This is a genomic window from uncultured Eubacterium sp. (assembly GCF_934525195.1).
Taxonomy (GTDB): Bacteria; Bacillota; Clostridia; order Oscillospirales; family Acutalibacteraceae; genus Eubacterium_R.
In genome coordinates, this window is the sequence record NZ_CAKSZA010000006.1 from 17,553 (window position 1) to 32,403 (window position 14,851).

Below are 14,851 nucleotides of genomic sequence, written 5' to 3' on the forward strand. Positions count from 1 at the left end.
GAAAATTATGAGAATAATTGATTTGCTAAAATCCGGTGCAATCGAATTGAATACATCGGCAGCAACAAAAGAAGAAGCAATTGACAAACTTGTGGCACTTCACGACGCAGTCGGCAATTTGGCAGACCGTCAGGCGTACAAGCAGGCAATCTTGCTTCGTGAAGAACAGGGCACAACAGCCATCGGAGAGGGTATTGCCGTGCCTCACGCAAAGAGCAACAGCGTAAAAACACCCGGCTTGGCGGCTATAACGGTTAAGGGCGGTGTTGATTATGAAGCACCTGACGGAAAACCGTCCGACATCTTGTTTATGATTGCAGCACCTATAGACGGCGACTTGCACCTTGAAATTCTTTCAAGACTTATGGTTATGCTTATGGAACCTGAATTTTGCAACGCACTTCGCAACGCAAAGACAGCAGACGAGTTCTTGCAAATAATCGACAAGAAAGAAAGCGAAAAATATCCTGACGAGGTGAAAGAACCTGTTAAAAAAGACGGATACAGAATTCTTGCGGTAACAGCGTGCCCGACAGGCATTGCTCACACCTATATGGCAGCCGAGGCTTTGGAAAAGGCAGGCGAAAAGATGGGCTATCCGCTCAAGGCTGAAACAAACGGTTCGGGCGGCGCAAAAAATGTGCTCACAAAGGCAGAAATCGCAGATTGTGACGGTATTATTATTGCCGCAGACAAGAATGTTGAAATGGCAAGATTTGACGGCAAGCCTGTTGTAAAAACTTCTGTTTCAAACGGTATCAACAAGCCTGAAGAACTTATCCAAAGAATTGTTGACGGCAAAGCTCCCGTTTATCACGAAGAGGGCGGAGCAACCGCTTCTGCCGATGATGATTTGGAAAAGGAAAGCTTCGGTCACAAGATTTATAAGCACCTTATGAACGGCGTTTCACATATGCTTCCGTTCGTTGTCGGCGGCGGTGTTCTCATCGCACTCGGCTTCCTTATTGATACAATTATGGGCAATGCAACAATGCCTGACGGCTCGGCAAACGGTTCGTTCGGCTTCACAAGCTTTGCGGCTTCCGTTCCGTTTTGGATTGGTAAGGTTGCATTCGGCTTTATGCTTCCTGTTCTTGCAGGTTATATTTCACAGTCAATTGCAGACCGACCGGGTTTGCTTCCGGGTATGATCGGCGGAATGATTGCCGCACAGGGCTACACCTTTAATTCAATGTTCGAAAATCAAAATATGGTCGGCGATTCAACGGCTGTTTCGGGTTTCCTCGGTGCACTTTTTGCCGGCTTTGCAGCAGGTCTTATCGTAAATCTTCTTAAAAAAGTATTTGCTTGGCTTCCAAAAGCAATGGACGGTATCAAGCCTGTATTCCTTTATCCGTTGTTCGGCACTTTCCTTGTAGGTGCGTTGATGTGCCTCATCAATCCTGCTATCGGTTTTCTCAACACAGCGGTTTCAAACGGACTTTCATCACTCGGCGAAACAAGCCAAATTCTTCTTTCAATCGTTCTTGCCGCAATGATGGCAACCGATATGGGCGGTCCTTTCAACAAGGCAGCTTATGTATTCGGCACAGCAGCTATTGCAGACGGCAACACTTGGATTATGGCGGCTGTTATGATTGGCGGTATGGTTCCTCCTATCGCAATCGCTCTTTCAACAACATTTGCAAAGAAGCTCTGGACTGAAGAAGAAATCAAGAGCGGTCCTGTTAACTATCTTATGGGTCTTTGCTTCATCACAGAGGGTGCAATCCCTTACGCTGCGGCTGACCCACTCAGAGTTATCCCGTCTTGTATGATCGGCTCTGCTCTCGCAGGTGCACTTACTGCAGTGTTCCATGTAACCTGTCCTGCACCTCACGGCGGTATCTTCACATTCGCAGTTTGCGACCATCCGCTTCTTTATATCGTTGCTCTTGTAGCAGGTTCGCTTCTCGGCGGAGTCATTCTCACATTGCTCAAGGCACTCACAACAAAGAAAAAGGCATAAAAATCACAAAACAAAATATTAATCGGGAGGGTTTATCCCTCCCGTTATGGAGAAATAAGAGGTAACTATTATGGTATCAAAGAGTTTTACAATCAAGAATAAAATGGGATTTCATATGCGTCCGGCAAATGTTTTTGTAACAGAAATGACAAAGTTTGCGTCTGATGTTGAAATCGAGATGGACGGTAAAAAGATTAACGGCAAAAGCATTATGAACATTATGGCGGCTTGCATCAAGTGCGGAAGCGAAATCACCGTTGAATGTTCGGGCGCAGATGAAGAAGCGGCTCTTGCAGAGGCAACACAGCTTATTGAAAGCGGTTTTGGCGAAGAATAATTAATGATTAAAATCAACACAGAAAGAGGGGAAATGTTATGCTAAAGGGTATCGGTGCTTCCCGTGGATACGGAATAGGCAAGGCTGTTGTCATAAAGGACTGCAACCTTGATTACAAGCAGGTGAAATATGCAGGCGCAGAGGAGGAAAAGCAAAAACTTCACGCCGCAGTTGACACCTTTGTTGAAGAAACCAAGGCGCTTGCCGAAAATTTGAAGCAGAGTGCCGGCGAAAAGGAAGCGGAGATATTGGAAGGTCATTTGGTGATGCTTCAAGACCCGTTTATGCTTGCACAAATGGAAGAAAACATTGACGGCGGAATGACTGCCGAGGCAGGCGTTGACACGGTTTGCTCAATGTTTATCGATATGTTCTCCGGTGTTGATGACGAACTTACCCGTCAACGAGCTTCGGACATTAAGGACATCAAGGACAGCTTGCTGAGAATTTTGCTTGGCGAGGAGGCTGTTGATATTTCGGCGGTGCCGAAAAATTCGGTGCTTATCGCAAAGGATTTCACCCCGTCTATGACTTCGCAAATCAACAAGGACAATGTTTCTGCGATTGTTACGGAAGTCGGCGGTGTAACAAGCCACAGCGCAATTCTTGCAAGGGCAATGGGTATTCCGGCGGTGTTGTCGGTTGTAGGTGCTGTTGACAGCATTGCCGACGGTGAACAGCTTATAGTTGACGGATTTAAGGGCAAGGTATTTATTTCTCCAAGCGATGCGGAGCTTGAAGAATATTCCGCAAAGCAACAGACTTATCTTGAAGAAAGAGAAAGCCTCAACGAATATTTCGGCAAACCGACTGTGACAAAAAGCGGTATTGTCAAAAAGGTTTACGGAAATATCGGCAAAGCCGAGGATGCACAGAATGTTGTGCAAAACGGCGGTGAGGGAATCGGACTTTTCCGCACGGAATTTCTCTTTATGGACAGGGAGCATCAGCCAACCGAGGATGAGCAGTTTGAAGCTTATTCAACCGTGGCAAAGGCTATGGATAACAAAGAGGTCATCATCCGTACCCTTGACATCGGCGGTGACAAGGCTATTGATTATCTTTCTATCGAAAAAGAGGATAATCCGTTCTTGGGCTACCGTGCAATCAGATATTGCCTCGGCAACAAGGAGTTGTACAAAACACAGCTTCGTGCAATTTTGCGTGCGGCACAATTCGGCAATATCAAAATTATGCTTCCTTTGGTTACAACCGTTGACGAGGTGAAGCAGGCAAAGGCTTTGATTAAGGAATGTTGCGACGAACTCGAAAACGAGGGACTTCGCTACAGAGATGTGCCTGTCGGTGTTATGATTGAAACTCCGTCGGCAGCCTTGATTTCCGATTTGCTTGCCAAGGAGGCAGAGTTCTTCTCTATCGGAACAAACGATTTGACAGGTTACACAATGGCGGTTGACCGTGGCAATGCAAATGTCAGCTATCTTTATGATGTTTTTCAGCCTGCGGTGCTCCGTGCAATAGAAATGACAATTAAGAATGCCAAAGCGGCCGGCATTCAGGTTGGTATGTGTGGCGAAGCGGCGGCAGACGAACGCTTGATTCCTATGCTTATCGACTGGGGACTTGACGAATTCAGCGTCACACCGTCCTCAATCCTCCAAACAAGAAAAAGCATATGTTTGAATGATTAATCAAAAAGCAACGATTTTCCACGACGGAGAATCGTTGCTTTTTACTTGACAATACTATTTATAAAATATACAATATTGTTTGTATTAATATGAAAGGCAACTTTGCTATGAGTGAATTTAAAGTAATAGAAATTAAAAGGTCGGTTTTTGAAAATAACGACAGAGAGGCAGACAAAGTTCGTGAACAACTCAAAAAGGACAGAACCTTTTTGCTCAATCTTATGTCCTCACCGGGTTCGGGCAAAACAACAACCCTGAAAGCAACAATCAAGGCTCTCAAGGATGAATATAAAATGGGCGTTATGGAGGCAGATATTGACTCCGATGTTGACGCAAGAGCAATTGAAGAAGCAGGCGCAAAGTCGATTCAGCTCCACACAGGCGGAATGTGCCACCTCGATGCGGGTATGACAAAGCAAGGTCTTGACAGCTTTGACGCAAGTGATTTTGAATTTGTTGTGCTTGAAAATGTCGGCAACCTTGTTTGCCCGGCTGAATTTGACACAGGTGCAAGCAAAAACGCAATGATTTTGTCAGTTCCTGAGGGTGACGACAAGCCACTCAAATATCCGCTTATGTTCTCAATTTGCGACTGTGTTCTCATCAACAAAATTGACACAAAGAGCGTGTTTGATTTTGATGACGAAGCTGTTGTTGAGAGAATTAAGAAACTCAACCCAAAGGCAGAGATTTTCTTTGTCAGCGCAAAAACAGGCGAGGGAATGGACAAGTGGTTTGATTGGCTCAGAGGTCAAATCAACGCTTGGAACAACGACTGATGCACGAACTGGGACTTGTGTGTCAGGTGGTCAAAACCGTTGACGAAGTGATGGCGGAAAACAATTTGATTGAACTTGATGAGATTGTTTTGCAGGTGGGCGAAATGAGCGATGTTGTGCCGAAATTTCTTGAAGAAGCGTGGCAGGCAACAGCACCAACAACGGAGTATCCCGATGCAAAAATGACGGTAGAGGTTATGCCGGCTTTGGCAAAATGCCTCGATTGTGGCTACGAGGGGCATGTCAAAACCTTTGTGCCCGATTGCCCGATTTGTTCTTCAGACAATCTCAAAATCGTTTCAGGCAGGCAGTTTGACATAAAAGAAATAGTAGCAAAATAAAAAAATAGACTGTCGATAAAGCATCTGAAACACGCCAAAATATAATCAACCGAATTATGCCTCCCATTTAGGAAAGGGGAGGTGGCAACACGAAGTGTTGACGGTGGGGTTTTAAAAATGCCGTAGGTATCGAACCTACGGCATTTTTGGCGTTTTTCGTTTTTTGCTCGGGGGCGGTACCCATGTACAGCTCCCACTCCCAAGAAAACGAAATTCAGAAACTTTCTCAACAGTCTATGGTTTGTCGAAATTTTTTGTTTAGTATTCGTATTTGCCGTGTGGTGTTGATTTGAATTTGTCAATCACAACTTGGTATCTTTCGTATGCCTTGGCAATGCTTTCGTCCCAGCTGATGTAAATTTCATCACGAGCGTTCAAACCGACACGGTTGAGCAAATCTTTGTTGTCAATGATTTTGTCGATTGTTCTTGCAACGCTGTGTGCCGATTCAAGACAAATAAATCCTGTTTCGCAGTCTTTGATGCCCTCGCTTGCGCAGCTGTCGTGCACAACAATCGTCGGTGTGGCGCTTGCCGCAGCCTCACGCACAACAAGTCCGTTTGTGTCAAAAATAGACGGGAACACTTGCAAATCCGCTGTGCCGTAGTACATTTGAAGCTCGGTTCTGTCAAGAATTTGACCTGTGAAAATCACCTTGTCGTTGAGTCCGAGTTTTGCGCAATATCTTTTGATTTGGTTTTCTTCGGGTCCCATACCGACCATAATCATCCTGAAATCTCTGTCTTCGTCTTTGAGGAGCTTGCAGGCGTCAAGAGTGATTCGGATATTCTTGTACCACATCATTCTGCCGACAAAGAGCAAAATCGGCACATCATTTGGAATGTTGTGCTTGCGCCTCATCATAGCTTTCATATCGTCCGTGGTGTCAAATTTCGGCAAGTCACAGCCGTTTGGCATAACGACATAGTCGCCTTCATAGCCGATTTTTCGCAGGCTGTCAACTGTGCCGTGGCTTGTAACCCACACTTCGTCCGCCGATTTGATGTTGTTGAGCAAAAAGCCGTATGCTCTGTGGCGAATTGCCCAAATAGGAACTCTGTCCTCAATGTCGTATTCGTATTTTGTGTGATAAGTCAAAATCTGCGGAATACGGAAAATTCTGTTTATTCTCCTGTAAAAATAGCTTGTGGCTATCGGGCAATGAGAATGCAGAATGTCAACATTTTTTGCAATGATGTCGGTTGCAAATTTTTCCTTGAACGGCCAGCCGACAGGATAGCCCTCGCCAAAGGTGAAAAGACTTTGGTATCTGTAAATCTCATAAGGATATTTGTAGTCCTCTTGGTTCGGATTTTTAGGGGTAACTATGATGGCTTCGCCGTATTTTTCGTTGATTATATCCGCATAGCATTTGGCAACCGTGCTGATGCCGTCAATCGTCGGCGGAAAAGCCTCTGTGCCTATTGCGATTTTTAGTTTGTTCATAAGATATCTCCTTATTCTTCGCTCTCCAATTATAGCATAGTGTGGTTGTGGAGTCTACATCAAAATATTTAATTAATTTATTTTTAATCTTTTCTTGATTAATGCTAAAATATACTATATAATATAATTTGATTAAGCTTTTAATGAGGTGTGAAGCAATGGCTGAGCAGTATTATATTACCTTGAAAAAGATAATTGAAGATTTTGAGCTGGAAATAATCCATCTTTCAAAGCCTGCCGAGGATGTGCACATCGTCACAAACGAGGTCAACAGACCGGGCATTGTGTTGACAGGATACACGGATTATTTTGACCCGCTTCGTATTCAAATCTTGGGTTGGACAGAACTCGGGTTTTTGCAGAATATGTCTGACAAGGAGCAGGAGGAAGCACTCGGCAAATGGTTGTCGCTTCATCCGGCGGCTGCGGTTGTTACAAGAGGACTCGAAATTCCGCAGTGTATGATTGACGCTTGCAAAAAACATGATGTTCCGCTTCTCAAAACTCATCAGGAAACATCACCGTTTTTGGCAGCTCTTATTGCGGAGCTTAACCGTGAGCTTGCTCCGAGAATTACCCGTCACGGCGTTCTTGTTGAGGTTTACGGTGAGGGTGTTTTGATTGTGGGCGAAAGCGGTGCGGGCAAGAGCGAAACGGCTATCGAGCTTATCAAGCGTGGTCACCGACTTATTGCAGATGATGCGGTCGAAATCAGAAAGGTCAGCTATAATACCTTGGAGGGCTCTTCGCCAAGCAACATTCGTCACTTTATCGAACTTCGTGGTATCGGAATCATCAACGCACGCCGTATTTTCGGTATGGGTGCGGTTAAGCCGAAAGAAAAGATTGATATGGTTGTTCAGCTTGAGGAATGGGATGCAACAAAGGCATACGACCGTCTGGGACTTGACAACGAGTACACAAGACTTTTGGGTGTCAAAGTTCCTGTTATCACTGTTCCGATTACCCCTGGCAGAAACCTTGCGGTAATTGTTGAAACGGCAGCGATGAACAACCGTCAAAAGAAGATGGGCTACAACGGTGCAAAAGAACTTATGCACAATCTCGGCATTGATGACATCGAGCCTACCGATAAGGAACTCGAACTTTGGGCAAACTCATAAAAGCAAAGGAATTTTTTTGAAATATAAGGGGATAAGTTATGTACAGAATTGGTATTGATTTAGGTGGAACAAATATTGTTGCGGCAGTTGTTGATGATGATTACAAGATGGTCGCAAAGGCAAAAACTCCTACTGCAATTCCTCGCACACCGGATGAGATTTTTGATGATATTGCAAGGGTGTCAAAGGAAGCAATGGCAGAAGCGGGAATTACTATTGCCGACATCAAGTCGGTAGGTATCGGTACTCCGGGTACGGTTAATGCAGAGGGTATTATCGAATATGCAAACAACCTCGGATTTGACCATGTTCCTGCAAAGCAAATGCTTATTGACAGACTCGGTTGTCCGAATGTTTATGTTGAAAATGATGCAAACTGTGCCGCTCTCGGCGAGGCTGTTGCAGGTTGTGGACACGGTGCAAAGGATTTTGTTGCCGTAACTCTCGGCACAGGCGTTGGCTCGGGTATTATTATTGACGGCAAAATTGTTTCAGGCGCAAACAATGCAGGCGGTGAGTGCGGCCATACAGTTATCGTTGTTGACGGTGAACCTTGCACTTGTGGCAGAAAGGGTTGTTGGGAGGCTTATGCTTCAGCTACTGCTCTTATCAATCAAACAAAGAGAGCTATGGAAGAATATCCTGATTCTGTTATGCACGAGCTTGCAAAGGAAGAAGGCAAGGTTTCGGGCAGAACAGCGTTTGACGCAATGCGCAGAGGCGACATTGCAGGTATCAAGGTTGTTGACAAGTATTGCAAGTATGTGGCTTGCGGTCTTATCAATCTTGTAAATATCTTCCAGCCTGAAATTATTTGTATCGGCGGTGGTATCTGCAACGAGGGCGAAACACTTTTGCGTCCGATCCGCAGATATGTTGAAAGCGAAAGATACAGCGTTTATTCAAAGATTCAGTCAAAAATCTGCAAGGCAGAGCTTGGCAATGATGCAGGCATTATCGGTGCCGCAATCTTGGGCGACTGATAAAAATTAGGGTGAAGCTAATTGAATACAATTTTTGAAAATTTGAAAAGCAAGGGTATTTCCGTTGTTGAAAACGAGCCTATGGCTTTGCACACCACTTTTAAAATCGGCGGTCCTGCAAAACTTATGGCGTTACCAAAAAGCGAGGAAGAAATATCCGAGGTTATAAAGGAATGTAACGGACAGGGCGTAAGATATTTGACTGTCGGCAACGGCTCAAATCTGCTTGTGTCGGATGACGGCATAGACGCAGTTGTCATTCTTTTGGGCAAGGAATTCGGTGAGGTCAAGTTGATTGACGACACCACGATTTTTGCCGAGGCGGGTGCTCCGCTTTTGAAGGTGTGCAGATTTGCTCTTGAAAATGAGTTGACAGGTTTAGAATTTGCCTACGGTATTCCGGGTTCGTGCGGCGGCGGTGCGTTTATGAACGCAGGTGCGTACGGCGGAGAACTCGGAGATGTGATGTTCCGTTGTGACCATATTGACAAAGACGCCAATAAGGGCAGTTTGGAGGGCGATGACCTCAAACTTGCATATCGCCATTCCGCTTATTATGAAAACGGCTGTATCATTACAGGTGCGTATTTCAAAATGCAAAAGGCGGATAAGGAAGAAATTAAAGCCAAAATGGATGATTATATGAGTCGCCGCCGTGACAAGCAACCGCTTGAATATCCGTCGGCAGGCTCAACATTCAAACGACCGAAGGATAATTTTGCAGGCGCTCTCATTGAGCAGTGCGGACTTAAAGGCACAAGCGTAGGCGGTGCAGAGGTCAGCACAAAGCATGCAGGATTTGTCATCAACAAGGGTGGCGCAACTTGCAAGGATGTCCTTGATTTGTGCAAAAAAGTTGCCGACACGGTGAAAGCCGAAAAAGGCATTGACTTGGAAATGGAAGTCCGAGTTACAGAATAAATATATTTTAGATAGGAGAATTGAAAATGAAAGACTTAGTATTGCTTACAGGCGTATCCGGAGCAGGTAAATCAACCGCAATGGGATTTATGGAGGATATTGGATATTATTGTATAGATAATATGCCGGCAGAACTTGTCAGCACATTTATTTCTCTTATTGAAAAATCAGATTCATACAACAAAATTGCGATTGTAACCGATGTTCGTTCAAGAGGTGTGTACAATGAGTTCAGAAAAAATGTTCAAAGCCTTATGGACAGCAACGACTATACAGTAAGAACAATTTATCTTGATATCAAAAATCATGTTGCACTCCGCAGATATAAACTCACAAGAAGAAAGCATCCTTATGCCGATAAGTTCAACGGTTCTATCGAAGATGCGCTTAATTATGAAAAGGAAATCCTTGCACCTGTAAGGGAAACGGCAGGATATGTGATTGACACATCGGATTTGACAGCAAATCAGCTCCGTGAGCGTCTTGCCCAAATTCTTCTCGGTGACGACAAGGAAGTTATGAACCTCCATGTTATGTCATTCGGATTTAAGCACGGTATTCCTACCGATGCGGATTTTGTGCTTGATGTAAGATGCTTGCCGAATCCTTATTGGATTGAGTCTATGAGAGATAAGACAGGTCTTGACCAAGAGGTTAAGGACTATGTGTTCAGCTTTGAGGAGGCTCACGAGATTTTTGACCGACTCAAGAATTTGCTTGATTATCTCAACCCTCTTTATATCCGAGAGGGCAAGAGCCAGATTGTTATTGCAATCGGCTGTACGGGCGGTAATCACAGAAGTGTTGTTTTTGCAGAAGCACTCAAGGATTACTTCTCTCGCAAGTGGGACAATGTTACCGTCAACCACAGAGACATAAACAGAAAATAACAGAGGTACGGCAATAATGTCCTTTTCATCCGATGTAAAAAAAGAACTTGTAGAAATACAGGTTGAAAATAATTGTTGCAAAAAGAGTCTCCTTTACGGAATGGCTCTTTTTTCAAAGAGCTTTTCGTTCAGGGAAGTTGTTTTTCAGTCAAAAAGCAGGGCAACTGCGGAACTTTATTGTTCTTTGCTGAAAGAACTTTGCTCAATCAAGGCGGGGATAAAGGCTTCTCCGTCAGGCAAGATTTATACCGCTTCCGTGAAAAAGGCGGAAAATGTTGTAAGGATAATGTCGTATTTTGCACACGACAAGGCTGAAACTTCGCTTCGCATCAATTTTTCAAATTTTGATTGCGAGGAATGTCAGAGTGCGTTTTTAAGAGGCGCATTTTTGGCTTGCGGTGCGGTGTCCTCACCCGAAAAAGACTATCATCTTGAGTTTTCCGTGCCGTATATGAATTTGTCAAAAAGTCTTGTGACTTGCTTGCAGGAAAAAGAACTTGCACCAAAAGTCACTCACCGAAAAGGCTACAATATCATATATTTTAAGGACAGCGAGGAAATTGAGGATTGCCTTTATATTATGGGCGCAGGCAAGTCTATGTTTGATATGATGAATGTCAAAATAGTCAAGGAAATCCGCAACACTGCAAACAGGAAGGCAAATTGTGACGCTGCCAATATTGAAAAAACAGTTGCGGCGGCTTCTCCGCAAATTGCCGCAATTATGAAAATAGAAAAGGAGAAGGGGCTTGATTCGTTGTCAGAGCCACTTCGCCAAATGGCTGAAATAAGAATGGAAAACCCCGATTTATCCCTCAATGAGCTTGCCAAAATGTTTGACCCGCCGATTAGCAGAAGCGGAGTTAATCACAGGCTTTCAAGGCTTGTTAAGATAGCGGAGGAAATATAATAACGAGGTAATTGTATGTTCACTCATCTTCATTTGCACACGCAGTTCAGCTTGCTTGACGGCGCTTGCCGTTTGGGCGAGCTTGTCAGTCGTGCAAAGGAGCTGGGGATGAATTCTCTTGCCATAACCGACCACGGCAATATGTACGGTGCCGTGGATTTTTATCGTGAGTGCAAAAAGCAGGGTATCAAGCCGATTATCGGCTGTGAAGTTTATGTTGCGCCACGAAGCAGATACGATAAGGATAAAAATTTTGACAGCAAATATAACCACCTCATTTTGCTTGTAAAAAACGAGGTCGGCTACAAAAATCTTATAAAAATGGTGTCGCTGTCGTACACCGAGGGCTTTTATTTTAAGCCGAGGATTGACCGTGATTTGCTTGAAAAATACAGCGACGGTCTTGTGTGCCTGTCTGCCTGTGTTGCAGGCGAAATCCCACAGCTTTTGTTGGTGAGGGATTATGACGGTGCAAAGCGAACTGCCGAATGGTTCAATTCGGTTTTCGGTGACGGCAATTTTTATCTTGAAATGCAAAATCACGGACTTGACGAGGAACGGATTGTTGTTGACGGTGTGAAAAGATTGTCGGCAGACACGGGCATTCCGCTTGTTGCAACAAACGATGTTCACTATGTCAGACAACAGGATGCGGAAATTCAGCAGGTGCTTATTTGTATTGCCACCAACCATATTTTGGGCGAGGACACGGGACTTGAATTCCATTCCGATGATTTTTATCTGAAGAGCGAAAGCGAGATGTCGGAGCTGTTCCACGACACTCCGAGCGCGATAGAAAACACTCAAAAAATTGCCGATGCGTGCAATTTTGATTTTGAATTCGGCAACACGAAACTTCCGTATTTTGAAACGCCGAACAATATGAACCACTTTGAATTTTTTAGGCAAAAGTGCTATGACGGTTTGTACGAACGCTACGGAAAAAATGTTCCGCAATCGTATATCGACCGCCTTGAATACGAACTTGAAACCGTGGATAAAATGGGCTACACGGACTATTATTTGATAGTTCAGGACTTTGTTCGATTTGCAAAGAGCAGGGATATTCCCGTCGGTCCGGGCAGAGGTTCGGGCGCAGGTTCGATTGCCGCTTATTGCATTGGAATAACCGACCTTGACCCTATGAAATACGACCTCATTTTTGAGCGATTTCTCAATCCCGAGCGTGTGTCGATGCCCGATTTTGATATAGATTTTTGCTACGAACGCAGGGGCGAGGTTATAGATTATGTAACCCAAAAATACGGCGCAGACCATGTTGCACAGATTGTGACCTTTGGTACACTTCAAACAAAGGCGGCTTTGCGTGATGTCGGCAGAGTTATGGGTATGCCGTATGCAAGGGTCGATTCTGTTGTCAAAATGATTCCAAAATCGTTCCACATCAGCATTGATGAGGCGGTGCAAAAAAGCAAGGAACTCCGCAACGCAATGGAGGAGGACTCTCAAATCAAGCGACTTGTTGAGATTGCACGCAAGGTTGAGGGTATGCCGAGGAACACATCAACTCACGCAGCAGGCGTGGTTATCACCCACGACCCTGTGTCGTCTTATGTTCCGCTTGCAATGAATGACGACTTGGTTGTCACGCAGTATATTATGACCACCCTTGAGGAACTCGGACTGCTGAAAATGGACTTTTTGGGGCTTCGCACACTCACCGTGATTGACGATGCCTCAAAGGCAAGCGGAGTTGACATAAACACAATTCCTATTGATGACGCCGAGGTGTATAAGTTGTTTTCACGAGGTCAAACGGAGGGAATATTCCAGTTTGAATCATCGGGAATGAAGCAGATGCTCACCAATCTGAAGCCGACAGGCTTGGAAGATTTGATTGCCGCAACTTCGCTTTACAGACCGGGTCCGGCAAGCCAGATAGACACCTTTGTGCACAATTCAAATAATCCGCAGGACATTACCTATGACACGCCAATGCTTGAGCCGATTTTGAAAAATACCTACGGCTGTATGGTGTATCAGGAGCAGGTTATGCAGATATTCCGTGAACTTGCGGGTTATAGTTTCGGCAGGGCAGATGTTGTTCGCCGTGCAATGAGCAAAAAGAAGCACGATGTTATGGAAAAGGAGCGAGCTTCCTTTGTTGACGGCTGTGCAAAAAACGGAATTTCAAGCGATGTTGCAAACGGAATTTTTGACAAAATGAGCGACTTTGCATCATACGCTTTCAACAAATCTCACGCAGCGTGCTATGCACTTGTGGCTTATCGTTGCGCTTATCTCAAAAAATATCATCCGTCAAGGTTTATGGCGGCGCTTCTCACTTCTGTTTTGGAGGATTCCAACAAGGTGGCACGCTATATCGCAGAGTGCAAAAGGCTCGGTATTCGCCTTGCTCCGCCAGATATAAACAGCTCTATGAAAGGCTTTACGGCAGGCAGCGACAGGGTGATTAATTACGGTCTTTTGGGTATAAAAAATCTTGGCAACGATTTTATTGAGGATATAATCAAAGAACGAAAAAACGGCAAATTCAATGATATTTTTGATTTTTGCACAAGGCTTCAAGGCGGAAAATTTAACCGCCGTGCAGTTGAAGCGCTTATTCAGTGCGGTGCGTTTGACGGTTTGGGCGCAAATCGCAGACAAATGCTCAGCGCACTTCCTGTGATTTTGACGAATATCGAAGCGAAATATCGTCGAACTATGTACGGTCAGGTCGGATTGTTCGATATAAGCGATGATTTCAGCGATAATTTTGAACTTCCGAGAGTTGACGAGTTCCCAAAATCGGAACTTTTGCAAATGGAAAAGGAAATGACGGGACTTTATTTGTCGGGTCATCCGATGGATAGGTATGACGGCTATGTCAAAAGGGCAGGCTGTGTTCGCACTTATGATGTGCTTGAGGCAGGCAATGAAATGTCACAGATTAAAGACGGTTCAAGCGTCAAACTTTGTGGCACGATTACCCGGATTTCCGTAAAGCAAACACGCACAAGCAATATGAGTATGGCTTTTGTGACGCTTGAGGATTTGTACGGCACAGTTGAAATTGTGCTGTTCCCAAAGATTTTTGCAAAATACGGCGAAATGATTACACCTAACAATGTTGTTTCGGCGTCGGGAACTGTGTCAATCGAGGAAGAAAAAGAACCTAAAATTCTTGTCAATGCAGTTGTCAAACCGACTGTTGATACGGCTGTCGGCGCTGAACAAAAACAAAAACGCAATGGCTTGTTCTTGCGGTTTAAGTCGAAAAATGACGACCGAATCGCAGAAGTGAAAACCGTTTTGGCAGGGTACAAGGGCGATTTCCCGATGTATTATTATCTTGAGGACGAGCAGAGATATATCAAGGCTCAACCGCAGAATTTTGTCAGGTACGATGACGGACTTGTCAGGGTGCTGAAAGGAATATTGGGAGAAGAAAATGTTGCAGTAAAATTTTAACGATTTTTGCACTTATTATTTAACTCTTGACAATATATGTAATATTAAGTAAAATATATAAGTG

The 14,851-nt window shown here is 44.5% G+C and carries 12 protein-coding genes; 11 read left to right on the forward strand and 1 reads right to left on the reverse strand.

Features of this window, described 5'->3' with window-relative positions; all coding sequences use genetic code 11:
* Window positions 1-7: 7 nt before the first annotated feature.
* The 5 genes from Q0E03_RS06865 to Q0E03_RS06885 all read left to right on the forward strand — a co-directional run bounded on the left by Q0E03_RS06865 (window position 8) and on the right by Q0E03_RS06885 (window position 5,078).
* Window positions 8-1,969 carry a fructose-specific PTS transporter subunit EIIC gene (locus tag Q0E03_RS06865; protein ID WP_297130844.1) on the forward strand — a complete coding sequence of 654 codons (1,962 nt, stop codon included), beginning with the start codon at window positions 8-10 and terminating at the stop codon, window positions 1,967-1,969.
* Window positions 1,970-2,039: 70 nt separating this feature from the next.
* A complete protein-coding gene (locus Q0E03_RS06870) occupies window positions 2,040-2,306 on the forward strand; it encodes an HPr family phosphocarrier protein (protein ID WP_297130847.1) in 267 nt (88 codons plus the stop codon).
* A gap of 38 nt (window positions 2,307-2,344) precedes the next feature.
* Window positions 2,345-3,958: a phosphoenolpyruvate--protein phosphotransferase gene (ptsP, locus tag Q0E03_RS06875; RefSeq protein WP_297130850.1), complete on the forward strand. Its 1,614-nt coding sequence runs from the start codon at window positions 2,345-2,347 to the stop codon at window positions 3,956-3,958.
* A gap of 107 nt (window positions 3,959-4,065) precedes the next feature.
* Window positions 4,066-4,737: a hydrogenase nickel incorporation protein HypB gene (gene hypB / locus Q0E03_RS06880; RefSeq protein ID WP_078769041.1), complete on the forward strand. Its 672-nt coding sequence runs from the start codon at window positions 4,066-4,068 to the stop codon at window positions 4,735-4,737.
* Window positions 4,737-5,078: a hydrogenase maturation nickel metallochaperone HypA gene (locus Q0E03_RS06885; RefSeq protein ID WP_297130855.1), complete on the forward strand. Its 342-nt coding sequence runs from the start codon at window positions 4,737-4,739 to the stop codon at window positions 5,076-5,078. Before hypB ends, Q0E03_RS06885 begins: the two co-directional genes overlap by 1 nt.
* A gap of 258 nt (window positions 5,079-5,336) precedes the next feature.
* Here Q0E03_RS06885 and Q0E03_RS06890 read toward each other — a convergent pair whose 3' ends face one another.
* A complete protein-coding gene (locus Q0E03_RS06890; protein WP_297130857.1) occupies window positions 5,337-6,524 on the reverse strand; it encodes a glycosyltransferase in 1,188 nt (395 codons plus the stop codon).
* 158 nt (window positions 6,525-6,682) lie between these two features.
* Between Q0E03_RS06890 and hprK the strand changes: the two genes are divergently transcribed.
* The 6 genes from hprK to Q0E03_RS06920 are packed head-to-tail and all read left to right on the forward strand — an operon-like array spanning window position 6,683 to window position 14,787.
* Entirely contained in the window at window positions 6,683-7,648 is a 966-nt protein-coding gene (hprK, locus tag Q0E03_RS06895) for an HPr(Ser) kinase/phosphatase (protein WP_294836507.1), read from the forward strand.
* 38 nt (window positions 7,649-7,686) lie between these two features.
* Complete coding sequence (locus Q0E03_RS06900) at window positions 7,687-8,631, forward strand: ROK family protein (protein WP_297130860.1); 945 nt, start codon at window positions 7,687-7,689, stop codon at window positions 8,629-8,631.
* A gap of 21 nt (window positions 8,632-8,652) precedes the next feature.
* The gene (gene murB, locus Q0E03_RS06905) at window positions 8,653-9,552 is read left to right on the forward strand and encodes a UDP-N-acetylmuramate dehydrogenase (RefSeq protein ID WP_297130865.1); all 900 of its coding nucleotides are present in this window, start codon (window positions 8,653-8,655) and stop codon (window positions 9,550-9,552) included.
* A gap of 26 nt (window positions 9,553-9,578) precedes the next feature.
* Entirely contained in the window at window positions 9,579-10,442 is an 864-nt protein-coding gene (rapZ, locus tag Q0E03_RS06910; RefSeq protein ID WP_297130867.1) for an RNase adapter RapZ, read from the forward strand.
* Window positions 10,443-10,458: 16 nt separating this feature from the next.
* Entirely contained in the window at window positions 10,459-11,352 is an 894-nt protein-coding gene (gene whiA, locus Q0E03_RS06915; RefSeq protein ID WP_297130870.1) for a DNA-binding protein WhiA, read from the forward strand.
* A 15-nt stretch (window positions 11,353-11,367) separates the two neighbouring features.
* On the forward strand, window positions 11,368-14,787 hold the full coding sequence (locus tag Q0E03_RS06920) for a DNA polymerase III subunit alpha (RefSeq protein WP_297130873.1): 3,420 nt from the start codon (window positions 11,368-11,370) through the stop codon (window positions 14,785-14,787).
* The last annotated feature ends 64 nt before the right edge of the window (window positions 14,788-14,851 follow it).